At 59.0% G+C, this 21991-nt stretch carries 23 protein-coding genes and 1 tRNA gene; 15 read left to right on the top strand and 9 right to left on the bottom strand.

All coding sequences use genetic code 11. From position 1 onward, the window contains the following. The first annotated feature begins 22 nt into the window (after positions 1-22). The 8 genes from JNB85_RS05170 (at position 23) to JNB85_RS05135 (ending at position 4256) form a co-directional block, all read left to right on the top strand. Complete coding sequence (locus tag JNB85_RS05170; RefSeq protein WP_220333309.1) at positions 23-460, top strand: DUF2948 family protein; 438 nt, start codon at positions 23-25, stop codon at positions 458-460. A gap of 35 nt (positions 461-495) precedes the next feature. After that, a complete protein-coding gene (gene hisD / locus JNB85_RS05165; RefSeq protein ID WP_220333308.1) occupies positions 496-1794 on the top strand; it encodes a histidinol dehydrogenase in 1299 nt (432 codons plus the stop codon). A gap of 4 nt (positions 1795-1798) precedes the next feature. Next, positions 1799-2272 carry a UPF0262 family protein gene (locus tag JNB85_RS05160; protein WP_220333307.1) on the top strand — a complete coding sequence of 158 codons (474 nt, stop codon included), beginning with the start codon at positions 1799-1801 and terminating at the stop codon, positions 2270-2272. Continuing rightward, entirely contained in the window at positions 2269-2754 is a 486-nt protein-coding gene (locus JNB85_RS05155) for an arsenate-mycothiol transferase ArsC (RefSeq protein ID WP_220333306.1), read from the top strand. The genes JNB85_RS05160 and JNB85_RS05155 overlap by 4 nt, the downstream gene beginning before the upstream one ends. 119 nt (positions 2755-2873) lie before the next feature. Further along, entirely contained in the window at positions 2874-3092 is a 219-nt protein-coding gene (gene infA, locus JNB85_RS05150) for a translation initiation factor IF-1 (RefSeq protein WP_003545338.1), read from the top strand. Positions 3093-3150: 58 nt separating this feature from the next. Continuing rightward, positions 3151-3771 (top strand): Maf-like protein, encoded by a 621-nt coding sequence (locus tag JNB85_RS05145; RefSeq protein WP_183748923.1) that lies wholly within the window; start codon positions 3151-3153, stop codon positions 3769-3771. Positions 3772-3791: 20 nt separating this feature from the next. Then, on the top strand, positions 3792-4004 hold the full coding sequence (yacG, locus tag JNB85_RS05140; protein ID WP_220333305.1) for a DNA gyrase inhibitor YacG: 213 nt from the start codon (positions 3792-3794) through the stop codon (positions 4002-4004). Positions 4005-4180: 176 nt separating this feature from the next. After that, positions 4181-4256, top strand: a tRNA-Phe gene (locus JNB85_RS05135). 94 nt (positions 4257-4350) lie between these two features. On the opposite strand, the gene JNB85_RS05130 is transcribed toward JNB85_RS05135, so the two are convergent. Further along, positions 4351-4584, bottom strand: coding sequence for a hypothetical protein (locus JNB85_RS05130; protein ID WP_220333304.1), 234 nt, complete (start codon positions 4582-4584; stop codon positions 4351-4353). Positions 4585-4778: 194 nt separating this feature from the next. Between JNB85_RS05130 and ku (JNB85_RS05125) the strand changes: the two genes are divergently transcribed. Continuing rightward, positions 4779-5585, top strand: coding sequence for a non-homologous end joining protein Ku (gene ku, locus JNB85_RS05125; protein ID WP_220333303.1), 807 nt, complete (start codon positions 4779-4781; stop codon positions 5583-5585). Positions 5586-5628: 43 nt separating this feature from the next. On the opposite strand, the gene ligD is transcribed toward ku (JNB85_RS05125), so the two are convergent. Genes ligD through JNB85_RS05105 form a run of 4 tightly spaced genes read right to left on the bottom strand, consistent with a single transcriptional unit; the run spans position 5629 to position 9535 of the window. Next, positions 5629-8148 carry a DNA ligase D gene (ligD, locus tag JNB85_RS05120; protein ID WP_220333302.1) on the bottom strand — a complete coding sequence of 840 codons (2520 nt, stop codon included), beginning with the start codon at positions 8146-8148 and terminating at the stop codon, positions 5629-5631. Between the two features lie 2 nt (positions 8149-8150). After that, positions 8151-8993 carry a non-homologous end joining protein Ku gene (gene ku / locus JNB85_RS05115; protein WP_220333301.1) on the bottom strand — a complete coding sequence of 281 codons (843 nt, stop codon included), beginning with the start codon at positions 8991-8993 and terminating at the stop codon, positions 8151-8153. A 12-nt stretch (positions 8994-9005) separates the two neighbouring features. Further along, positions 9006-9239: a DUF2188 domain-containing protein gene (locus JNB85_RS05110; RefSeq protein WP_220333300.1), complete on the bottom strand. Its 234-nt coding sequence runs from the start codon at positions 9237-9239 to the stop codon at positions 9006-9008. Between the two features lie 32 nt (positions 9240-9271). Then, positions 9272-9535, bottom strand: a complete 264-nt coding sequence (locus JNB85_RS05105; RefSeq protein WP_183749150.1) for a hypothetical protein — start codon at positions 9533-9535, stop codon at positions 9272-9274. Positions 9536-9690: 155 nt separating this feature from the next. Between JNB85_RS05105 and JNB85_RS05100 the strand changes: the two genes are divergently transcribed. The 4 genes from JNB85_RS05100 to JNB85_RS05085 all read left to right on the top strand — a co-directional run bounded on the left by JNB85_RS05100 (position 9691) and on the right by JNB85_RS05085 (position 14439). Next, positions 9691-10119 (top strand): OsmC family protein, encoded by a 429-nt coding sequence (locus JNB85_RS05100; protein WP_220333299.1) that lies wholly within the window; start codon positions 9691-9693, stop codon positions 10117-10119. 95 nt (positions 10120-10214) lie between these two features. Next, positions 10215-11666 (top strand): FAD/NAD(P)-binding protein, encoded by a 1452-nt coding sequence (locus tag JNB85_RS05095; RefSeq protein ID WP_220333298.1) that lies wholly within the window; start codon positions 10215-10217, stop codon positions 11664-11666. 117 nt (positions 11667-11783) lie between these two features. Then, positions 11784-12677: a DMT family transporter gene (locus tag JNB85_RS05090; protein ID WP_220333730.1), complete on the top strand. Its 894-nt coding sequence runs from the start codon at positions 11784-11786 to the stop codon at positions 12675-12677. A 64-nt stretch (positions 12678-12741) separates the two neighbouring features. Continuing rightward, positions 12742-14439, top strand: a complete 1698-nt coding sequence (locus JNB85_RS05085; protein ID WP_220333297.1) for a hypothetical protein — start codon at positions 12742-12744, stop codon at positions 14437-14439. Position 14440: 1 nt separating this feature from the next. Here JNB85_RS05085 and JNB85_RS05080 read toward each other — a convergent pair whose 3' ends face one another. Genes JNB85_RS05080 through JNB85_RS05065 form a run of 4 tightly spaced genes read right to left on the bottom strand, consistent with a single transcriptional unit; the run spans position 14441 to position 20202 of the window. Then, entirely contained in the window at positions 14441-16078 is a 1638-nt protein-coding gene (locus JNB85_RS05080; protein WP_420852257.1) for a VOC family protein, read from the bottom strand. 25 nt (positions 16079-16103) lie between these two features. Beyond that, the gene (locus JNB85_RS05075) at positions 16104-17699 is read right to left on the bottom strand and encodes a response regulator (protein ID WP_220333295.1); all 1596 of its coding nucleotides are present in this window, start codon (positions 17697-17699) and stop codon (positions 16104-16106) included. Between the two features lie 3 nt (positions 17700-17702). Then, entirely contained in the window at positions 17703-18128 is a 426-nt protein-coding gene (locus tag JNB85_RS05070; protein ID WP_220333729.1) for a response regulator, read from the bottom strand. Beyond that, complete coding sequence (locus JNB85_RS05065; RefSeq protein ID WP_220333728.1) at positions 18115-20202, bottom strand: sensor histidine kinase; 2088 nt, start codon at positions 20200-20202, stop codon at positions 18115-18117. The genes JNB85_RS05070 and JNB85_RS05065 overlap by 14 nt, the downstream gene beginning before the upstream one ends. Positions 20203-20457: 255 nt before the next feature. On the opposite strand from JNB85_RS05065, the gene JNB85_RS05060 reads away from it, so the two are divergent. Together JNB85_RS05060 and JNB85_RS05055 are read left to right on the top strand one after the other, a co-directional pair. Further along, positions 20458-20829, top strand: coding sequence for a response regulator (locus JNB85_RS05060; protein WP_220333294.1), 372 nt, complete (start codon positions 20458-20460; stop codon positions 20827-20829). 453 nt (positions 20830-21282) lie between these two features. Then, positions 21283-21987, top strand: a complete 705-nt coding sequence (locus tag JNB85_RS05055; RefSeq protein ID WP_220333293.1) for a helix-turn-helix domain-containing protein — start codon at positions 21283-21285, stop codon at positions 21985-21987. The last annotated feature ends 4 nt before the right edge of the window (positions 21988-21991 follow it).

Here is a 21991-nt window from a genome sequence, read left to right as displayed (position 1 = left end):
AAAGACATGGGATAGAGGCTGGATGACCGACCTGAAGCTTGTTGCGCTCGATGCCGAGGACCTTGCGGTCATTTCCGCGCATGTACAGGACAGCGTCTTCAAGGTGGCCGATATCGAATGGTCGCCGCGCGACAAGCAATTTGCGCTCGCCGCCAACCGCTTCGTCTGGGAAGAGGCGGCCCGCAAGCGCAGGGGGTTCGAACGCCGCCGTGCTGCCCTCGTCTTCAAGCGCGTGCTGTCCGTCCGCTCGATCGGCATCGATCGTTCGCGACGCGACGACGTGCTGTCGCTGCTCGCCTTGCGTTTCGAGCAGACGGGCGACGGGCCGGAGGGCACGCTCGAGCTCTCGCTCTCAGGCACGGCCTCGATCGTCCTCGATGTCGAATGTATCGAGGTACAGCTTGCCGATATCGGCGGCGCCTGGGAAACCGGCTCCAGGCCGCGCCACCCCGGCCCCTGAGCGCAACAGTTTCGAGTAAAGAAGGAATTCCGGCCTTGGCAATCTGGCTCAATCAGACATCCGATGGTTTCGAGCAGCGCTTCGCGGCCTTTCTGACCACCAAGCGCGAGGTCTCCGAAGACGTCAACAATGTCGTGCGCGCCATCATCGATGAGGTGCGCGCGCGCGGCGATGTCGCTCTTGCGGAATATTCCAAGAAGTTCGACAGCATCGATTATGCCACCGTGCCGATGCGCGTCACCGAGCAAGAAATCGAGAGTGCCGTCGAGGTTGTCCCCTCGGAAGTCCTCGGCGCCTTGAAGGTCGCGGCTCTCCGCATCGAATCCCATCACCGCCGCCAGCTTCCGAAGGACGATATCTATGAGGATGCCATGGGCGTTGGCCTTGGCTCGCGCTGGACAGCGATTGAAGCCGTCGGCCTCTACGTGCCAGGCGGTACGGCGAGCTATCCGAGCTCGGTTCTGATGAATGCCGTCCCCGCAAAGGTCGCGGGCGTCGAGCGTATCGTCATCGCCGTGCCGGCTACCGGCGGCTCCGTCAATCCGGCCGTGCTGGCCGCGGCCAAACTTGCCGGCGTCAATGAAATCTACCGCGTCGGCGGCGCGCAGGCGATTGCTGCCCTTGCCTACGGCACCGAGACGATCGCACCAGTCGCCAAGATCACAGGCCCCGGCAATGCCTATGTCGCCGCCGCCAAGCGGCAGGTCTTCGGCACAGTCGGCATCGACATGATCGCCGGCCCCTCTGAAGTGCTCGTCATCGCCGACGAGGACAACAATCCCGACTGGGTCGCCGCCGATCTGCTCGCCCAGGCAGAGCATGACGAGAGTTCTCAGGCGATCCTGATCACCGACGACGAGGATTTCGGCAAGGCTGTAGAAGCAGCCGTCGAGCGGCAGCTGAAAACGCTGAACCGTGCCGAAACCGCCGCCGCCAGCTGGCGCGATTTTGGCGCAATCATCCTTGTCTCCGATCTCAAGGATGCCATTCCGCTTGCAAACCGTATCGCCGCCGAACATCTGGAACTCGCCGTCGCCGATCCCGATTTCTTCGTGGACAAGATCCGCAACGCCGGTGCGATCTTCATCGGCGCGCATACGCCCGAAGTAATCGGTGATTACGTCGGCGGTTCCAACCACGTGCTGCCGACAGCGCGTTCGGCACGCTTTTCCTCCGGCCTTTCGGTTCTCGATTTCGTCAAGCGCACATCGATCCTGCGGCTTGGCCCGCAACAGCTTCGCGATCTCGGTCCGGCGGCGATTGCGCTCGCCGTTTCGGAAGGCCTCGATGCCCATGCGCGATCGGTCGCGATCCGCCTGAACCTCGAAAGGTGAGGGAATGGTGAAGGACGACTTCCGGCTCTGCGACGTTGTCCTTGACGATACGATCGGCCGTTCGACGCCCGATGTCGAGCATGAGCGGGCGGTGGCGATCTTCGACCTGATCGAGGAAAATTCTTTCACACCCGTCGGCCATGCCGGCGGGCCTTACCGACTGAACATTTCGCTGGTCGATTCCAAGCTGGTCTTTTCCATAACCACCGAAAAAGGCGAGGATGTCGCAACGCATATCCTGTCGCTGACGCCCTTCCGGCGGATCGTGAAGGACTATTTCATGATCTGCGAGAGCTACTATGAAGCGATCCGTTCCGCCTCGCCGAGCCGCATCGAGGCGATCGATATGGGGCGACGCGGCATTCACAATGAAGGCTCGCAGACCCTGAAGGACCGTCTCTCGGGCAAGATCGATGTCGATTTCGACACCGCCCGGCGTCTCTTCACGCTGGTCTGCGTCCTCTATTGGCGCGGATGACGGCGATGGAGCCGCACGTCGAAACGCAGGACGGAAAGCGGCCGGGCGCCATCCTCTTCATGTGCGGGCTGAATGTCATCCGCTCCCCGATGGCGGAAGTGATAGCCCGTAGCATTCTGCCCGGTAATACCTATATAAGGTCCGCGGGCGTCCGCGCCGGTGAACGCGATCCTTTCGTCGATGTCGTGCTGGAGGAAATTGGCCTGTCGCTCGGTCGCCGACAGCCGCAGACGCTGGACGAGCTTGAGGACGATTATTTCGACCTCATCATCACGCTCTCGCCGCAGGCCCATCACGCAGCGCTCGAGTTGACACGGTCCAGCGCTGTTGATGTCGTCTACTGGCCGACCATGGATCCAACGGTGGCGACCGGAACGCGCGAGCAGATACTGGATAGCTATCGCGGCGTTCGCGATCACATGACCGACCTTATCGAAAGCCGGCTACTCAAGAGAAATGGCATCGCCGCGCAATCGGCGTGAAACAAAAGATAGAAAGCCCGATCTACGAGGTTCACAAATCCTCGTTGATTGTGTAGTTTCCGCGCAAATTTTGAGGCGCCCAGCGCCGCTTTGCCAACACACAGGAAGAAAACCCTTATATGCCGAAAGAAGAAGTCCTCGAATTCCCGGGTATCGTGACCGAACTTCTGCCGAACGCGACGTTCCGCGTGAAGCTCGAAAACGAGCATGAGATCATTGCCCACACCGCCGGCCGCATGCGCAAGAACCGCATCCGCGTTCTCGCCGGCGACAAGGTTCTGGTCGAAATGACGCCCTATGACCTGACGAAGGGCCGCATTACCTACCGCTTCAAGTAAGCTTGGTCTGCGAAGCTCTCCGGAGCTTCCGCTCCCGCCTGCCGATGGTCGAGGTTCCATGGCGCTGAAATACAAGCTCATTCTGGCCTCGGGCTCGCCCCGCCGCGTCGATCTGCTCAATCAGGCCGGTATCGAGCCTTCGCGCCTGATGCCGATGGATATCGACGAGACGCCGAAGAAATCGGAGCATCCGCGCTCGCTCGCCCGCCGCCTCTCGGGCGAAAAGGCGGAAGCGGCACTTGCCGCCATCAAAGGCGACATCACTTGGAAGGGCAGCTATATCCTGTCCGCCGATACGGTCGTCGCCGTTGGTCGCCGCATCCTCGGCAAAGCGGAATTCGCCGATGAGGCATCGAACTCCCTGCACCTGCTCTCCGGCCGCAACCATATGGTCTATACGGGCATCTGCCTGATCACGCCTGATCGGAAAGTGCGTCAGAAGATTGTCGAGACCAAGGTGCGCTTCAAGCGTCTGTCGAGTTTCGAGATCGAAAACTACATCGCCTCGGGCCAGTGGCGCGGCAAGGCCGGTGCCTATGGCGTCCAAGGGCTGGCAGGCACCTTCGTGCAGAAAATGGTCGGATCCTACACCAATGTCGTAGGACTGCCGCTTTACGAAACCATTCTGCTTTTGACCGGCGAGGGCTTCGATGTCCACAGCCGTTGGCCCGAAGGCTGACCTCCCGCAAGGAGCAAACCATGTCTGATGAAACGAAAACCGGCGGCAAGGTTGAGCCATTGCGTAAGACGCGCCCCTGCCCGGAATGCGGCAAGCCGTCGAACCGCGAACACTATCCCTTCTGCTCCAACCGCTGCCGCGAAGTCGACCTGTCGCGCTGGCTGACGGGTTCCTACGCCATTCCCGTGGCAGATGATGAGACGAAGGCGGATTATCCCGACGAGGAAAGCTAGGTTTTCCACCGCGAAGCCCTTATTTTTCCTCGCAAATCGCCAAAGCCCGAAAGACCGTCAAAAAACTATCATTTGATGCTTGCCATGGGCGAACAAGATGCTATAACCCCGCTCGCTTCCGGGGCGAACCAAGGCCCTGACATTCCGATCGGAACGTTTTCTACGAAGCATGGTTAGCCCAGGTAGCTCAGTTGGTAGAGCAGCGGATTGAAAATCCGCGTGTCACTGGTTCGATTCCGGTCCTGGGCACCATTCCTAATCCAGCATATCAAGCGCATTGGTGTCCTGAGCGAGCTGACGTCCTCGCCGGTCTGGTGACCGTCTCCCGCTTTCCGGTCTGCATCATTCAGACGGGAATGTCGTGCGATCTGTCAACTGGCGGAGATTCCGGTGGGTGAGGGAATGGCGGAGGTCCGAGGTCGAAGCTTGAGAACCAGCCTGGTGGCCCGTATTTGCTCTCGTCGTGCAGATCCGGTGGCGGAAATAGTCCGGTGAACTTTGCGTAGGATATGGTCACGCCAAAGAACAGCGTGAGGATAAGAGCGAGTTTTTTCGCGCGCGAAATATCTTCTTTCAGCATCTGATTGCCTAATAACAGCGACATCGAACCAGTTGGTACGAAATCATGTCAGTAAGTTGTCGAAACGGATATCCTCTCGCCTTTGGTGGCATCTAGCCATCACATCCCGTTGAAAATGCGCGTGTCGGGCTTGGATTCCGCTCCGCCGAGCCTCACCGAATGGAACCTCTCGCGACCATTTCCGTTTATGCCGAATGGCCCGGCAAGCATTCTGGAAAGGTTACCTCAAACTCTCGCTTGTCACTGCGTCCGTTTCCCTGACGCCGGCGACGACGGAGTCGAGTAAAGTGCGGTTTCATGTGCTGAACCGCGCGACGAAAAACCGTGTCGAAAGCCGCTATGTCGATAGTGTCACGCACAAGCCAGTTGCCGAGAAGGATCAGGTGAAAGGCTATCCGCGTGGCGAGGATGATTATGTTCTCCTGGAGGACGAGGAGATCGAAGAGGTGGGGCTGGAAAGCACCCGCACCATCGATATCGACAGCTTCGTGCCGCGTGGTTCGATCGACTGGATCTGGTACGACAAGCCGCATTTTCTGGCGCCGGAAGACAAGGTCGGCACGGAAGCATTCTGCGTAATCCGGGAAGCCATGCGGGCCAATGATGTGGTCGGCATCGCCCGGCTGGTGCTTTACCGGCGCGAGCGGGCCGTGCTGCTGGAACCGCTAGGAAAGGGCATAGTCCTCTGGACACTGCGCTATGGTGACGAGGTGCGCGAACCGGCCGCCGAGCTCGACATGAAGGCGAAGGTCGATAGTGATTTGCTGACCTTGATGAAGAAGCTTGTCAAGGAAGAGACGAAGGAATGGGACCCTTCAATGGTACAGGATCCGGTCCAGAAGCGGCTGAAGGCCTTGATCCGCGGCAAGGAAAAAAGCCTTAAGAAGGCTGCTCCGGCACGCAAGCCGGCGCCGGTCAAATCGACGGGCAATGTCATCAACATCATGGATGCGCTGAAGAAGAGCCTTGCGGCTGAAGGTGGTCGCGGGAAGTCGCGGTAGTTCTAAAGGCTTCTCCCTACAAAGGGGAGCATCTTTCGAAAGCCTATCTCTTCCGCTTCTGCAACGGCTTGGCTGCTGCAAAGAACCCATCCCATGGATCCCTGCTAAGTGCATCGAGGCGCGCCGGCGTATTATCGACGGTGAAATAAGCAGGGCCGATTTCGGTGGTCAGTTCACTCCATTCGAGCGGCATCGAGACGGCGGCACCCGGCCGGGCACGGGTGGAATAGGCGGCGACGGCAGTGTTGCCGCGGCCGTTCCGAAGATAGTCGATGAAGATCTTGCCGCTGCGCTTCGCCTTGGTTGCGGTTGCAAGATAGCGGTCGGGCTCATCTTTGGACATGCTGTCGGCCAGCCACTTCGCAAAGCCTTTCACATCCGCCCAGCCGGCTTTCGGCTCAAGCGGCGTCACCACATGCAGGCCTTTGCCTCCGGAGGTCTTGACGAATGCCGCAAGGCCCTCGCTTTCGATACGCTCCTTCAGTTCGTAAGCTGCCGCTATCACATTTTCCCATGGCACATCCTCGCCGGGGTCGAGGTCCATGGTAATCATGTCGGGCTTTTCCCAATTGTCGGTCGTCGTGCCCCAGGGATGGATTTCCAGCACCGCCGATTGCACCAGCGCTACGACGCCATCGAAATCGGTAACGCGCAACAGCTTCTCGCCGCCCTTGTCCTTGGGATCGGTGATCTGCTCGATATGCTCGTTCATGCCTTTCCAGGCATGCTTTTGGAAAAAGCGTTGATGGCCGGAAACCCCGTCGGGCAGGCGCAGCAGAGCAAGCGGCCGGTTGACGACATAAGGTGCCATGAAACGCCAGACCTGCGCATAATAATTGGCGAGGCCTTCCTTGGTGACGCCCTCGTCCGGCCAGTAGATGCGGTCGGGATGGGTCAGCGTTACGGCCGATTTCGGCAGGTTTTTCGCGGTCGTCTTTTCCATCTCGCGCACAACGTCCTTTGCCGGCTTGTCCTCTCGTAATCCGCGAAAGGCCGCGTGGCGCAGATTACCATCCGCCGACCATGCGCGGAACTCTACTTCGGCAACAAGCTGCGGCTTGACATAATGCAGGCCGCGCCGCTCCTCGGCGGTCAGCTTGTCGTCGAAGGAGCTCTGCTTCATCTCCATTGCCGACAACCGCTCGTAAAGCATCTGCGCCGTCGCGACAGTGTAACCAGTGCCGACTCGGCCGACATGCTTCAGCGCGCCGTCCTCGTAATAACCCATGGCGAGCGAGCCGATGGCATTCTTCGTGGCCGTCGACGGTACATAACCACCAATGACGAATTCCTGCCGCTGCGAGCATTTTGACTTGATCCATTCGCCGTTGCGACCGGAGACATATTTGCTGTCGCTCAGCTTGGAGACGACGCCTTCGAGGCTGAGCCGGCAGGCATGGTTCAACACGAGACCGCCGTTCTCGTTGAAGTGCGTGCTGTAGCGCAGTTTCTCACTATTTCCGGGGATTAGCTTCTCCAGCAGATGTTTGCGTTCGAGAAGACTTACGTTCAGCAGGCTATATCCATCGAGATGGATGAGGTCGAAAGCATAGAAGACGAAGCGGTCGTAGCGGCCTTCGCTGAGATCATGCTGCAGGGCGGAGAAATCTGATGCGCCGGTATCGCGCTCCACAACGAGTTCACCATCGATGACGGCCGTTTCAATAGGCAAGGAAGCGAAGGCATCAACGACGTCCCTGCCGAATTTCTCTGTCCAGTCCAGACCCCCGCGTGTCAGCATCGTCACGCGCCCGTCCTCAATCTTCACCTGCAGCCGGTAACCGTCGAACTTGATCTCATGGATCCAGCGTTCGCCGGCCGGTGGCTTGGGCTTCAGCTTGGCCAGCTCGGGGTCGATGAACTCGGGCATGGCTGCCTTTTTCGCGCCTTTCGGCCAATTCCGCTGCAGGGCAGGGGCCTTTGCTTTCCGAGCTGGCGCCTTGGTCTTCGCGGCAACGGCCTTGCCGCCCTGAGGTTTGGATTGCCAGGTTGCGTCAGGGTTTTCAGCGACCTCTTCCAGCTCGCGGCCGGTCTTGGCAGATTCCGGACGCTCTTTGAGGATATCCGGTGAGCCCTCATGCCGGGCCTCTTCGTCATCGCCTTTGATCAGCAGCCAGTTCTCGCGCTTCTCACCCGGCTTTCCGTGCATGCGCACCAGATGCCAACGCCCCTTCAGTTTTTCGCCGTCGAGTTCGAATTCCATATGCCCCTTGCGGTAGGCTTTATGCGGGTCGCCAAGCGGCATCCAGGTACCGCGGTCCCAGACGATCACGGTGCCGCCGCCGTACTGGCCCTTCGGAATGATACCTTCGAAATCGCCATAGGAGAGGGGATGGTCCTCGACATGGACGGCGAGGCGCTTATCTTCGGGATTGAGGCTTGGGCCTTTTGTGACGGCCCAGCTTTTCAACACGCCGTCCATCTCCAGCCGGAAGTCATAATGCAGCCGTGTAGCGTTATGCTTTTGAATGACAAAGCTGTTGCCCTTCACTCGGGCTGGCTTGCCGCGCGGCTCCGGCGTGATCTTGAAATCGCGTTTCGCCTGATACGTCTCGAGAGCCATGATCAGCTCGCCTTTCTGCGGCTTCTATCGGAGGTTTTGCGCGCGGCAGGCTTCTTCGCCGGTGCCTTTCCGCTCATTTTCGCACTTTGGCGCAGCGCCTCCATGAGGTCGACCACCTTGCTCTCCGGCTCCCGCTTGCGTTTCGGCGGCGCGCGGCCTTCGATCTTGGCTTTCACAAGTTCGACGAGTGCCGCCTCGTACCGGTCGTGATATCCGCTCGGGTCGAAGCTGCCCTGCTTGGTGGCAATAATATGCCCGGCGAGCTCCAGCATCTCCTTGTCGAATTTGATATCGGGAATGTCCTTGAAGACGGAGCTTGCAGAGCGCACCTCATAGTCGAAGTTCAGCATGGTCGCGATGATGTGGTCGTCGTGTGCGCGGATGAGCAATGTGCGGTTGCGTCGGAAAAGCACGGCTTCGGCAAGGGCTACGACCTTGCTGTCGAGCATGCCTCTGGCAATCAATGCGAGGGCCTCCGCATCGTGCTCGTCGACCGGCGCCAGATAGTAAGGGCGGTCGAAATAGAGCTTGTCGATCCCATCACAGGGAATGAAGCTCTGCACATTCAGCACCTTGTCGCTTTCCGGCGTGATCTCGGCAATTTCGTCGCCTTCGATGAGGATGTAGTCGCCGCTCTCCATCCTGTAGCCTTTGACCTGGTCGTCGCGCTCTACCGGCTTTCCGGTTTCGCTATCGACGAACCGCCGCTCGACACGATGGCCGTTCCTGCGGTTGATGATATTGAAAGAGACGCGGTCGGAAGAGGAAACGGCCGTATAAAGGCCAACGGCGCAAGCGAGGTCGCCGACCTTCAGATGGCCCTTCCAGCTTGCGCGTGCCGCCATCGCCTCCTCCGTTCAGAGCCTGCCGTTGCCCTTGTCGGTCTCGATCTGCTGGAATTTCCAGCCGCTTCCATCCGGGGCTGGATAGGCGAGCAACGCATCGCCGTTGCCGATCTTCTGGCGCGCGGCTGCGTTTCTTGCGCGATCCATCGCCTGTTCTGCCGTGGCGTAGGGTTCGGACAACGTGTCGCCGAGCTTGTAGGCCCAGCCACTGTCATGCGGAACGATCTGATAAGTGATGTCGGCCATGTGCTTTCCTCCTTGTCAGCCGTTCTGGTCATTCATTGCCGGGGCGAGCGGCTGCGCCGCTCGTCGAGCGCGATGATCTTTTCAAGCGATGCGATATCCTCGCTGGTCACGACAGGGACCGGATCGGCGGCGATCGCCTCCAGTACCTCTTTGGACACTGCACCGTTGCGGATTGCCCATTCCAGCGTCTCGCGTGTTTCCCGCTCGGCCTTGAGCTGGGCATAGAGCGCGACGATCAGCCGGTCGCGAACATCCATATTTTTGTGCTTGCGGTCGATGTGACGGACATTGGGCATGGGAAAATCGCGCCTCTTCATGAGGTTGCTTCGGGAAAAAACTTCTGAGGGGTAGAAAGGTTCCGTTCGGCGGCGCTCAGCGAAACCAGATCGTCACATTGCGGCGTTGAGCTGCAAACACTATTTGAAAGCTATATTCGATAGAGGATTTTAAAATGGCCGATCTCAAGCTTCGTCCCCGTCCCACCGGCGCAAACGCCGTTCTTGGCCGTACCGGTTTCCCGCATGTCACATCGGTCACCGGCGGCGAGATCGATATCGTCACCAGCCCGTCACTGCCGGGCTTCAACCCGCTCGATCTGCTTTATTCCTCGCTTTCGGCCTGTCTCGTGCTGAGTGCCCGCATGGCGGCCAGCCAGCTCGGTATCCTCGACAAGATCACCGAGATCACCGCCGATGTGACCGGCGAGAAGGCGGCGGAAGGGCTGTCGCGCGTCGCCACATTCAACATCATCTTCTCTATCAAAGGCGATATTGACGAGGAAACGCGGCGCAAGATTGCACATATGGCCGAAGACGAGATTTGCACGGTCAGCAACACCATCAGAGGCACTCCCGAGTTTGCAACCAAGATCTCCGGCTGATTAGGTACCTCCGGTTTCAGCATAAAAATTATAGACAATAAGACTGGAGCATTGCGTGGCCCTCGTGCTCCACCTATGCTCCGGCATCGATTGAAATGACGCCGGCTGAGATGCAGTTCCAGACAGAATCTTCGACCGAACAGAAATCGCAGCGGCCGCTTGTCGCCATCATCGGAGGCGGCGTTTCCGGGGCAGGTGTCGCCTATCATTTGCTGAAGCTCGCTGGCAACGATACACCGGATATCGTGGTCTTCGAGCCACGCCCGATGCTCGGCCGTGGTCTTGCCTATGACACGGTCGATCCCGCGCACCGTATCAATGTGCCGGCCGCCAAGATGAGCCTGCAGCCGGATGATGTGGAAGAGTTCCAGCGCTGGATCGAGGCGAATAATGCCGTGCGCGACGATCCCGAAGCTGTGCGCGAGAACGGCCAGCTTTTTCCGCGCCGGCGCGTGTTCGGCGATTATGTCGGCTCGCTTCTGCAGCCCTTCCTGAAGTCGGGCGCCATCACTCATCGCCGCGCCACGGTGACTGCCATCCGTCGCAAGCATGATGGCTGGGTGATCTTCGACGACAAGGGCGGGCTGACGGAGGCCGATATCGTCGCCGTCGCCACCAGCCATCCGCCACCAATGGCGCCGGGCAGGCTGGCGGCGACTCTTGGCAATCATCCGCGCTTCATTGGCGATACCACGAAACCGGGCTCCCTTGAGGTCGTGCGGCCGCAGGATAGGGTTTTGGTCATCGGCAACGGGCTGACCGCGGCAGACGTGATTGCGTCGCTTGCGCGAAATGGCCACGAAGGTCCGGTTGTGGCGATTTCCCGCCGCGGCCTGCGCTCTCGCGGCCATGCTGCGGCTCCGCAGGAGCCCTTCGGCGATTTCATCGCCGATCCCGCATCCTCGGCAGTCGCTCTGTTGCGTAAGATTCGGCTGACGATTCGCCAGGCGGCCGAGCAGGGCTTGAGCTGGCATGCCGTCATCGATCAGGTGCGCTCCCAGGGACACGATCTCTGGCGGACTTTACCGGTCGCCGAGCGGCGGCGCGTCGTCCGGTATCTCAGGCCCTATTGGGACGTTCATCGTTTCCGCATCGCTCCCCAGGTGGAGGCAGTGCTCGATGCGGCAATTGAAGCTGGTCGGCTGAAAGTGCTTGCGGGGTCCGTTGCCGATGCCAAGGTCGAGGGTGAAACGATCCGTGTTATGCTGCAGCCGCGGCGTGCCGGCGAAAAAATGGAACGGACGTTCGATGCCGTCGTCGTCACGACCGGTCCCGCACATGGCGGTATTTTGCAGACGCAGCCCTGCCTCGGTGAACTTGGGCGCGAGGGCTATCTCGTCCTTGATCCGACCGGTCTCGGACTTGCTTGCTCCGAGCGCTCCGAAGCAATCGGAGCGAATGGTCAAGTGATCCCTTCTTTGCTCATTTCCGGTCCGCTTGCACGTGGAACGTTCGGTGAATTGATGGGATTGCCGCAGATCACGGAACATACGGTCTTCGTTGCTCGCGAGATCGCCGAGAAACTGAAAGAGGCAGCCACGAGATAGTTCGCGGCTCTATTTTCCGTCGGTCTGTCGTTCTCTGACTGTTATCGAGGCCCCGCTTCTGATACTCGCAGCGTTGTCGCGGCTTGCAGGGTGAGCCGCACAGAAAGCCTCGAGATCATGTCGCAAGCCTCTTCTTCCGTTTCCGAAAGCTCTTCTTCCAGCCGTCTCCCGCTTGTCGCCCTCATTATCGGCGGCGCGGCGATCGGCGGATCGCCGATCTTCGTGCGGCTTTCCGAGGTCGGGCCGATGGCAACGGCCTTCTGGCGGGTGGCGCTGGCACTGATCCCGATCTTCATCTTCTCGCTTTTGCGCAAGGATACCGGCCCCAGGCCGAAGAGCCTGGCCGATTATGGGATGTTGATCCTGCCTGGCGCCGTGCTGGCCCTCGATCTGTCAGCCTGGCATCTGTCGATCACCATGACCTCGGTTGCCAACGCGACACTGCTCGCAAACCTTGCACCGGTCTTCGTCACTGCCATCGGCTTTCTGTTCTTCGGGGCCAAGGTCACCCGCGTCTTCCTGCTGGGCCTCGTCCTGGCATTGGCCGGCGTGGTTGTGCTGAAAGGCGGGCCTGCTGCTTTTGGAAATGGCGACCTGCGCGGTGATGGCATCGCCGTGATCGCCGCCGTCTTCTACGCCTGCTATATCCTGGCGATTGGCGGGCTGCGCAGCCGTTTCGATACGATCCGTATCATGCTGTGGAGCACGGCCTCTGCCGCAGTGGGCGTCTTCCCGCTCGCGTTTTTCTTCGAAGGCCAGATGCTGCCGGCAAGCCTTTACGGCTGGTCGGTGGTATCAGGCGTTGCCTTCGTCAGCCATGCGGGCGGGCAAGTGGCGATTGCCTATGCGCTTGCCTATCTGCCGGCCGCCTTCTCCTCGCTGACGCTGCTTCTCCAGCCGGTTGTGGCGGCCATTCTCGCCTGGGCGTTGCTCAACGAGTCGATCACGGCAATGCAGGCCTTAGGCGGCCTGATCGTTCTTGCCGGCATCATGATCGCAAGACGAGGGTGACCCGCTTAAAGGAAGCTTGACCATTGGCTGCTAGACCTGTCCAGGAGTTCGGACAGGATTGGCTATGGCAAACCTTGGTCAGATATTTTCAGCTGAAGTCCACGGCGCGGAAAAGCTGCAGGACGTGACTGTCCGGCAGGCGTCGACGGCACCTCTGCTCGTCTTCATGGCGCTTGTCGCCATCCTTGTCGGCCTGTTCAAATTTCCGCCGCTACTCGATTATGCAAACCACTATGCCCGCATGTGGTTGCTTGCAGGCGGCATAAACGAAGCACCATTTCCCGGGATCTACGCGATCGAGTGGAGCCGCACCTTTACCAATGTCGGCATCGATCTGCTTGCCCGTTTCATCGGTCCTGTCATCGGTGCCTCGCTGCTCGCCCGCGTCCTGCTGTTTCTGGCGATCGTGCTGCCGCCGCTGGGCGCAATCGCTCTGCATCGGCGCCTATTCGGCGGCAGCTACTATTGGCAGATCGGCATGCTGTATTTCGCCTGGTGCGCCACGCTGATCGGCGGTTTCATCAATTTCCAGATCGGCCTTGGCCTTGCATTGTTATTTGCAACGCTGGATCACCGACTGCAGTCCGGTTCTGCGGTCAGGCTCTTCCTGTGGCGGGTAGCGGTCTCGCTGCTGCTTACCGTCGTCCATATTTTTTCTGTGGGCTTCTTTCTGGCAGTCGTCTGCGGACTGGAATTTTCCTGGCGCTTCGATGTGCTGATATCGCGTCCGGCCATGCTGCGTCTTTCCCGCAGGCTCGCGGCGGCAATGATCGCCTGCCTGCTGCCACCGACGATGCTGGCGTTGACCGCTGCCGCTCTTCCCGGAAGCCAGGTCGAAGATATTCTGGCGGTCTGGAACGACAGTCCGGTGCTGCAGATTTTCAATCTGCTGTCGGCCACTTGGACCTATGTTGCATTCGTCGATGCGATGTTTCTCGTGTCGATCCTGTTTGTTTGCAGCAGGGCGATCGCCGCCAAAAACATACGCGTCCATGCAGGCCTTGTGGTCACGGGCGCATGCCTGCTTGCCTTATCCATCCTTTCGCCGCTTCATGCCTTTGGCACAGGATGGATAAGCTGGCGCTTTCCTATCATGGCTGCTCTCGTGGGCATGGTGACGATCTGCCCCTTCCAAAAGATCGACCGGCGGCAGGCCATGGTTCTGTTCCTTGTGCTGAACATTACCGTCTTTGGTCGAACCCTGTGGATCGGCTACAACTGGTGGCGAGGCCAGCCCGATGTTGCAAGCGTCGAGAAAGTGCTGGAAGCTGTTCCCTCGGGCGTCGCCATCCTGCCGTTGCAGCACGAGCCCGCCTTTGACGACATCAAGCCGGATCAGCGACACTACGCATTCAACCAGGATACGTTCAGGCATTTGCCCACGTTGGCCGTCCCCTTGGCGCACGCTTTTGTCCCTACACTCTTCAGTGCGCAGGGCAAGCAGCCTCTTGCCGTCCTTCCGTCCTGGTCAGATCGCTCGGTACCGGAAGGAAATCTTTTTTCAACCGGCGTTCTGTCCTGTCCAGGGCTGATGGCGGAGGCGACGAGCTTCACGCCCTATCTTGTCGATTGGCGCAGCAAGTTCGATTTCATCCTGGTCGTCAACGCCGATGTGGTCGATCAGAATGTCGGTGAGGTCATGCCGGCTGGCACCCGTCTTGTACAGGATGCCGGTTTTGCACGGCTCTATGCCATCGATCGCGATGCTCCGCCAACGCCGGGTGCGGTCCCGGCGTCATGCCCGGACAGCTTCCATTGGTAGGCTATTGGGTTTCTTGCAGTTTGCTTTCTTGCAGCAGCCATTTCTGAATGATCGGGACGTCGGCATCGCTCAGATCGTGACCGCCGGGGATGACGTCGGAATCGACGGTTGCCCCCGATGTCTTCAGCCGCTCTTCCAGCTCACCGGCATATTTGCCATACGCATCCATCTTGCCGCTGATGACGAGCAGGTCCGTGCCCTTCAGATCGGCATGCGGATAGGTGCTGAGGACCGGCATAGAGCGCAGCAACACCGCCTTATGAATGAGGTTTGGATGAAGGTAGAGAAGTGAATTCAGCAGGTTAGCGCCATTTGAGTAGCCGACATAGACGACCTTCCTTGGATCGAGACCGTAGGATTTGACCGCGCCTTCGATGAAGGCAGCGAAGGCTTCGGCCTCGTTCTTGATGTCGTCCTGGTCGAAGGAGAAAGGCGTGAGGCGCTTGTACCAGCGCGGAAAGCCTTCCTCGGTCGCGCGGCCGCGCACGCCGAGAAGGGTGGCGCGTGGAGCTACTTTGTTCAGCAGCGGCATCAGCGTCGTTTCGTTTCCCCCGGAGCCGTGCAACAGTACAAAGACGCTGCCGTCTGGATCCGGCGGTGTATAGAAACGATGGACGAAAGGCAGCTCGCGATAATTGACGCGTGGCTGGCCGGGCATGGAAAACTGCGGCAATACGACCTTCAGTCCGCTGAGATCGGTGATCGAATCCTTTGGCGGGATGAAAAGCTTGCTGCCAAGTGTGGCCTGCGGCTCGTCCACCAGCATGCCCGGCTGGTTGGTGGCAAGTTCTATGAGCGTGCCGCCGGGCTCGCGGGCATAGAGTGAGCGGAAGTACTTGCGATCGTGCAGATTGGTTGCCGAGGCATTTTCCTTTTCGAGCGCCCTGTGAACGGCAAGCACGGCATCGTCGTCATCTGCGCGGAAGGCGATATGGTCGACCGTGCCGGTACCTGGCGCACCGGACCAGAAGCCACGCGCATCGCGCACATCGATGACGTCTCCGGACTGCGAGACGAGGCGGTCGATCGTGCCGCGATTCGCCTGAAACCTGTAGCCGAAATGGCTTTCGATGAAATGGCGGCTTTCGGAGGGCTTTTCGGTGAGCATGGTCGCGCCACGCACGCGCTGCACGGCGTGTTCGATCGGCACATCGCTGCCCTCCCAGACGACCGGCGCTTTCAGATGCTTGGCGCCGGCAAGCTTGACGATGACATTGTCGGGGTCCTTCAGCCGCAGGACCGGTTCGCCGAATTCATCCGCGGGGCCTTCCGAGCGGAAGCCGAAGCGCATGGCACGCGTCAGCCAGTAACCGATACTGGTCGGATCGATCGCCAGAGACATTTCGCTGATTTGGCCGTAGCCAGCGCGGCCGGGTGCTCCGTCCTCCCAAACGAGGAAGGTGACGAGCGAGCCCGGATTGCCCTCGGCGTCGCCGTAGAAGAGATGAAGCTGCGTGGCATCCTCGAAACCGGCCGTCTGTTTGACGAGCCGCATGCCGAGGAATCCGGCATAGAAATCTACGTTCGCCTGCACCTTGCGGGTGATCAGCGTAATATGGTGTATGCCTGAAGCCATGGATGAAAGCCCGAATTGAAAAGGCGAGGCCAGGAGCGCGAGTATAAGGGTCGTTGCTAGCATCATACCGTTGCCAATGGCCTTTTCTCTAATTTTGTTCCGCAAAAAGCACAAGCGCGTCACCGTGCGGCACGAGCTCCAGCGTCTCGACTTCCTCCAATGCTTCTTCAAGTTGTTGCAGCGTTGCCGGCTTGATCATATAGGCGAGCGCGCCGAGGTCCTTTGCCCGTTGCATGTCGCTTTCGTCGCTCGATGTGCTGAGCACACAGACTGGAATCCGGTTCAGCCGCCGATCGGCCGAGAGCGCGCTCAGCACTTCGAAACCATCCATGATCGGCATGTTGATATCGAGCAGCATCAGGTCGATCTGCGGTTCGTCCGGGACGCCGACACGCTGCTCGAGAAGCCGCATCGCCTCCCGGCCGTTGGCCGCCACGTGCAGATTGAAATTCACCTTCTCGCGCCGCATCAACTTGATCTTCAGAAGCTGGATATCTGCCGGGCTGTCTTCCACCAGCAGCACTTCGGCAAGCCTGCCGCGGCTCTCGTTCGCATGATCGGATGCTTTTGCCGTCTGCGGCTGCCCGCGGATGACCGGCTGATCGCTTGATATCTTGGCGAGCGGTACCTCGAGCAGGAAGGTCGCACCCCTTCCGGTCTTCGCCTCGCACCAGATCGAGCCGCCGTGCAGCTGCGCGATGCGCCGGCATATGGCAAGCCCGAGTCCTGTGCCTTCGATGCCGCGGCCGACGAGGCGTTTGAAGGGTTGGAAGATCAGCTCACGATGATCAGGGTCGATGCCTGGCCCGTTGTCGCCGACCCTCAGACGGCATATCCCCTTGTCTGCTATGGCCGAAATGCGCACTTCGGGAACGGCATCCTCACAATAGCGGATCGCGTTGGAAACCAGGTTCTGTAGAAGCTGGATCAGCAGCGTCGCGTCGCCCATCACCTCCGGCAGCGGGCCGCGGGTGATGACCGCCTGCCGACTTTGGATCTGCTGATGCAGGTTGTGCTCCACCCGATCGAGCACAGCCGACAGCGGCACCGGCCTGAGCTCGAGCTCGCTCGAAACCTCCAGCCTCGTGAAGCCGGAGACCTTGACGATCAGGTCTTCCATGTGGTCGGCGGCGCTCAGTATATAATCGAGAAGCTCACGGTCCTCGGCCGGCAGTTCGGCCGAGCCGTGCAGGATGCGGCTGAAGGATTTGATCGTTCGCAGAGGCTCCTTCAGATCATGCGCCATGGCGCGGGTGAAGATTTCGAGCGATTGCCGCTTCTGCTCGAGCTTTGCTTCCAGTGCACCATGCATCATGGCGTTCTGGATGCAGCGATGCAGTGTTTCCGGCGATAGCGCATCCTTGGTGAGATAGTCGCGCGCGCCGCTTTTCATCACTTCAACGGCGACGGTCTCATTGCCCTGGCCGGTCAGCATCACCACATTGGCGGCCCCATTTTGGGCGAGGATTTCCGAAAGCACGCCAAGACCGTCTCGGCCGGGAAGCGAATAGTCGAGCAAGATGCAGTGAGGGTGCCTTTCGCTGTTGAGGGCGAGACCCTCGTCACCGCTCTCGGCCTCGATCACCGTATAGTTCGTGCCGGGGACCCGCGCCAGCATGCGTCTATAGACTTCCCGGTCGTCTATGTTGTCGTCGATGATGAGAACGCAACAGTTTTCCGCCAAATGTCAGTCCTCTAAAGGCAGGATTGCGATTTCGAACCAGTATTCCTTGAGCCGCTGAATAGCGGCGAACAATCCGTCGAGGTCGACCGGCTTCTGTACATAGGTGTTGGCGCCGAGCGCATAGCAGCCCTCGATGTCACGCTCGTCGTCCGATGTCGTGAGGATCACGACAGGGATCTTGCGCCAATGCACATTGGACTTGATCGCTTCGAGGGTCTTGCGCCCGTCGAGGCCGGGCATATTGAGGTCGAGCAGGATGAGGCCGGGCTTCGGCGTCATGGTGGCGAGCACGTCAAGCGCCTCCTGGCCGGAGGCGGCCCAGCGGATGGGGTTGCGCAGATTGGTTCGTTTGAACGCGCGCATCGTCGCTTCGAAATCGTCCTCGCTATCCTCTACGATGAGGATCGGTTGCATGTCACGCTGCTGCATTCTGGCCCTCACGCTTCTTTCCTAAGGTAAAATAAAACGTCGTGCCGATGCCGACTTGTGACTCCAGCCATATCTCACCATTGTGGCGCCCGATGATCTTGCGCACGAAGGTGAGCCCGGCGCCGGTGCCGTCTTCGGAATCCTGCGATTTTTCAAGCCGTTTGAAAATGCGGAAAATATCCTCGTAGAATTCTTCGGCTATGCCCTTGCCGTTGTCCTTCACGTAGAAGACGTTGCGGGCTGTCGTTCCATCCTTGCCGACATAGCGTTCCAGATAGCCGACGCTGACGAGAGGCAAGGGCTTGTCGTTATATTTGATGGCGTTAGTAACGAGATTGCGGAATACCTCGGTCAGGCGCGGCGCATCGCAGACGACCTCCGGCAGCACGCCGTCAATGACGATCTTCGCATGCCGCTCCTCCAGAAGGAGTTCCATGGTGGTGGCGACGTCGCGGATGATCGAACCGATGTCGGTTCTTTTGACCGCGAGCTGCTGTCGGCCTATGCGCGAGAAATAGAGAAGATCGTTGACGAGTTTTTCCATGCGTTGACTGAGCCTAACCAGCCGGTTGAGCCGGCGCACACCGTCTTCGTCCAGCTTGTCTTCATAATCTTCCAGGAGGAAACGGGAATGATTGTGCAGGCCACGCAACGGCTCCTTGAGATCGTGCGAGGCGATATAGGCAAATTCGTCGAGATCGTGGTTGGAGCGCTCGAGATCAGCTGTATAGGCTTCGAGTTGAGCCAGCGTCGTCTTCATCCGCTCCTCCTGACGCACGCGCTCGCTGATGTCGCGTACTATCCCGACGAAGGTCTTGCTGGAGCCGCCGACGACGGCGCTGACTGACAGGTCGATTGGGAAGACGACACCGTTCTTGCGCCGCCCGGAGACCATGCGTGTGGTGCCGATGATGCGTTCCTCGCCTGTGCGCCGGTAATTGCTGAGATAGGCGTCATGTTCGGAATGATAGGGTTCCGGCATCAGCATCTTGATGTTACTGCCGATCGCTTCCTGCGATGTGTAGCCGAACATGGTTTCGGCGGCCGGATTAAAGCTCATGATCCGCCCGGCCTCGTCGATGGCGATCACGGCGTCAGGCGTAGTGCGCACCAGTGCGCTGAAGCGGATGCGCTCGGCTTCCAGATGCTGGCTGTTGCGCATGAAATAGAAGACGAAAATGGCAATCAGCCAGAGCGTCGCTGCCGTGATTGTACGGTTGGCGGCTTCCCGCCAGTATTCGTTCTCAGCATGGTTGACGGCGAAAAAGCCAAGCAGGATCAAGAGAGTGCAGACGACCGCGAAGAAAATCGGCGCATTACGATTTCCGAACCAGAGTGCCGTCAGCACGAGCGGGACATAGAGAATACCGTTTGCCACGCCAAGCGGCGTATAGAGATCGACGATGAGGCTGGTAAAACAGATCGATGCCGGTATCCAGAGGGGGATCTGCGCCCTGTTGGTCGGCAACATCCACCAGGATCTGGCAAGAAGCCCGCACCCGAAAGCCACCAGACCGATGGCCGTAGGCAGGGCCATCGCGGCGTAGGGACCCCAGCGATATCCCTGTTCGGCATGGGTGATGTATCCGGCAAGCGCGATCATGCCGAGCGTGATGACGATATAGCTGGTGAGTTCCTGTACGAGCTGACCGCGCGATCTTTTCCCGTAGAGCGCAAAGAGAATGGAAAGATTGGTGATCAGGAAGATCAGCGCGGTGTTCGGGCCCATGCCGCCGCGGATCTGTTCCACAAAGGTTGGAGAGACGAAAAACTGCGTTAGGAACATATCGACATTATGTATCCTGCGGCCGAGTGTGATGATCTCAATCAGGCGCACGCCGGAAAGCAAGGCGGCCAGGCCGCAAGCAATGACGGGCACGATGCGGTTAGGCTTGCCTGTCTCCATCGACGTGGCTAGCCCCACACCCGACAGCACGAAGCAAATGGCGGTATTGAATGCCATGGACGGAAAGCCGGGCACGATTGAGATGATGATTTCGACCTCCAGCAGCCACCCGGTCAGCGCCGCCAGACCGAGCAAGACCGACAGGCAGCCGATGACGAGCGCGACCATGCGGTAGCGACCGCTTTCCGTCTCGTCTTGTCTTGATGTAACGGCATCCCGCACCTGCACCACCTCTTCGCCGTGTCCTGTGGTAAGCCATCTTTTCCGAATTCGCCGAATACTCAATAGGCAGATTGTTGGGCAAAACATGCTTTTCGACAGCAAACTCTCAAAGACCGATATCGGATTTTAGCAAAGTGGCGTTATTGTCTCAGTGAGGGACAATGCAGAACATCAGAAACAATATCCGGATTGTGGTGCCAAATGCCGATCTTGTTTTACGTCGATGACAGCAAGGATGATCTCTTCTATCTCGACTATATTCGAAGGAAACAGCAGGTGGACGTCGATCTATTCTGCTTTTCCAACCCACAGGCTGCGTTCGAGGCGCTTGAGGAGCGTCTGGAACGAGGCGACAGCGTGCCGGATGTACTGATCGCTGATCTCTATATGCCCCTCGACAGCGGCAGCAGTCTGATCGCGCGGCTACGGAGGGATGAGCGTTTTTTCGCCATGCGGCTCGGCATCTGCAGTGGTTCGGATGCGGTGGAAGACCGAGAACGGGCACTTGCAGCCGGTGCCGATTTCTATCTGGAGAAGCCATTGGATTTTACGGGTTTCATCGGCAATCGGTGATTGCGGGAAATGCGACGGAGCTGCACACGCCATACGCCGGAAGCGCGTAGCGCAATTGACAAGCCGGGTAGCACATTTCAAAATGCAACCGAAGAGAGGAAAACCCAAAGGCGCTGAGAGAGCCGCCCGATCCGTGTTCGCCGCCACGAACGTCAGCCAACCCCTTAGCTGAATGGCCCGACCGGCTCTCCCGCGCTTACTTCCGGCACTGTCTTTCCGCATCCATGGATGTTGACTGCGGAGAGATTGGGATACCTAGGTAAGAGCTACTATTCGAGTAAACTGCCCTATGCATCACCTGTAGTCGAGATGTCTCCGCTTGCGATATCGAAAGTCCCCGTTTCGGTATCGGTCATCAACTGTCTCGCAATTTTTGTAGCTGTTCGCGTTTAAGACGTATATCCCAAGATTTCAGGATCGGCGGAAAGAGAGTTGGGGAGGAGGAAGAGTGGAATGACCAGTGCTGCCGCAGTCCCCTTTCATGCCGGTCCGGAACTCAGCCGGGCCATCAATCGCACAGATTTTTTTCGCCTGCTGAAAGCGGCCGCACAGCACTACACTTTCGACAATTTCACTCTGGCGCGCATCTCGGAAGCTGCAGCTCCTTTTGGCGAACGCGATGTCGTCATCACCAATGTCGCCGAACGGCGCATGAGCCTCTTCGTCAAGACTCTCAAGGAAGCTTTGGGAACTGCCAAGGCGCGAACGGCGCAGTTCTTGACGACGCCGGTGCATGGAAAAAGTGCGGCGATAGAAGGCTATCCGTCAGACCTCGTCTTCAATGAATTCAGCGGCAACACATTCCTTTTCATCCCATTGTTTACGCCGGAAGGACGTCGCTACTGCCTGGTGCTCAGCGGCCAGCGTCAGGAGCCGGATCAGGGCGAGTTGGCCGATATTCTGCTCGATGCCATGCGCATATTCGACAAGCTGTATGAGGAAATTCTGACTCAGGAAATGTCCGGTCGACTCACACAGCGCGAAACCGAAATCGTCAAGTGGACGAGCGAAGGCAAGACCTCCGCGGAGATCGCCATTATCCTCGGCCTCTCCGAACACACGGTCAATTCCCATATCACGGCTGCAGTTCGCAAACTCGATGCCGTCAACCGCGTTCATATGGTGGCGATCGCCTTGCGAAACGGCCTGGTTTCGTGAGCCG

The organism is Rhizobium mesosinicum, from assembly GCF_019511345.1.
GTDB lineage: Bacteria > Pseudomonadota > Alphaproteobacteria > Rhizobiales > Rhizobiaceae > Rhizobium > Rhizobium mesosinicum.
The sequence above is the reverse complement of the archived record's forward strand: the minus strand, read 5'-3'. Positions and strand labels throughout refer to the sequence as shown.

Excerpts from the sequence above, each read along its gene's own strand:
- JNB85_RS05085 (WP_220333297.1), top strand. The coding sequence starts at position 12,742 with ATGGCAAACCTTGGTCAGATATTTTCAGCTGAAGTCCACGGCGCGGAA.
- JNB85_RS05070 (WP_220333729.1), bottom strand. The coding sequence starts at position 18,128 with ATGCAGCAGCGTGACATGCAACCGATCCTCATCGTAGAGGATAGCGAG.
- JNB85_RS05100 (WP_220333299.1), top strand. The coding sequence starts at position 9,691 with ATGGCCGATCTCAAGCTTCGTCCCCGTCCCACCGGCGCAAACGCCGTT.
- JNB85_RS05170 (WP_220333309.1), top strand. The coding sequence starts at position 23 with ATGACCGACCTGAAGCTTGTTGCGCTCGATGCCGAGGACCTTGCGGTC.
- ligD (WP_220333302.1), bottom strand. The coding sequence starts at position 8,148 with ATGGCTCTCGAGACGTATCAGGCGAAACGCGATTTCAAGATCACGCCG.
- JNB85_RS05080 (WP_420852257.1), bottom strand. The coding sequence starts at position 16,078 with ATGCTAGCAACGACCCTTATACTCGCGCTCCTGGCCTCGCCTTTTCAA.
- JNB85_RS05145 (WP_183748923.1), top strand. The coding sequence starts at position 3,151 with ATGGCGCTGAAATACAAGCTCATTCTGGCCTCGGGCTCGCCCCGCCGC.
- infA (WP_003545338.1), top strand. The coding sequence starts at position 2,874 with ATGCCGAAAGAAGAAGTCCTCGAATTCCCGGGTATCGTGACCGAACTT.
- JNB85_RS05130 (WP_220333304.1), bottom strand. The coding sequence starts at position 4,584 with ATGCTGAAAGAAGATATTTCGCGCGCGAAAAAACTCGCTCTTATCCTC.
- JNB85_RS05105 (WP_183749150.1), bottom strand. The coding sequence starts at position 9,535 with ATGCCCAATGTCCGTCACATCGACCGCAAGCACAAAAATATGGATGTT.
- ku (WP_220333301.1), bottom strand. The coding sequence starts at position 8,993 with ATGGCGGCACGCGCAAGCTGGAAGGGCCATCTGAAGGTCGGCGACCTC.
- JNB85_RS05060 (WP_220333294.1), top strand. The coding sequence starts at position 20,458 with ATGCCGATCTTGTTTTACGTCGATGACAGCAAGGATGATCTCTTCTAT.
- yacG (WP_220333305.1), top strand. The coding sequence starts at position 3,792 with ATGTCTGATGAAACGAAAACCGGCGGCAAGGTTGAGCCATTGCGTAAG.
- JNB85_RS05155 (WP_220333306.1), top strand. The coding sequence starts at position 2,269 with ATGACGGCGATGGAGCCGCACGTCGAAACGCAGGACGGAAAGCGGCCG.
- JNB85_RS05110 (WP_220333300.1), bottom strand. The coding sequence starts at position 9,239 with ATGGCCGACATCACTTATCAGATCGTTCCGCATGACAGTGGCTGGGCC.
- JNB85_RS05090 (WP_220333730.1), top strand. The coding sequence starts at position 11,784 with ATGTCGCAAGCCTCTTCTTCCGTTTCCGAAAGCTCTTCTTCCAGCCGT.
- JNB85_RS05160 (WP_220333307.1), top strand. The coding sequence starts at position 1,799 with ATGGTGAAGGACGACTTCCGGCTCTGCGACGTTGTCCTTGACGATACG.
- ku (WP_220333303.1), top strand. The coding sequence starts at position 4,779 with ATGGCCCGGCAAGCATTCTGGAAAGGTTACCTCAAACTCTCGCTTGTC.
- JNB85_RS05055 (WP_220333293.1), top strand. The coding sequence starts at position 21,283 with ATGACCAGTGCTGCCGCAGTCCCCTTTCATGCCGGTCCGGAACTCAGC.
- JNB85_RS05065 (WP_220333728.1), bottom strand. The coding sequence starts at position 20,202 with ATGGTCGCGCTCGTCATCGGCTGCCTGTCGGTCTTGCTCGGTCTGGCG.
- JNB85_RS05095 (WP_220333298.1), top strand. The coding sequence starts at position 10,215 with ATGACGCCGGCTGAGATGCAGTTCCAGACAGAATCTTCGACCGAACAG.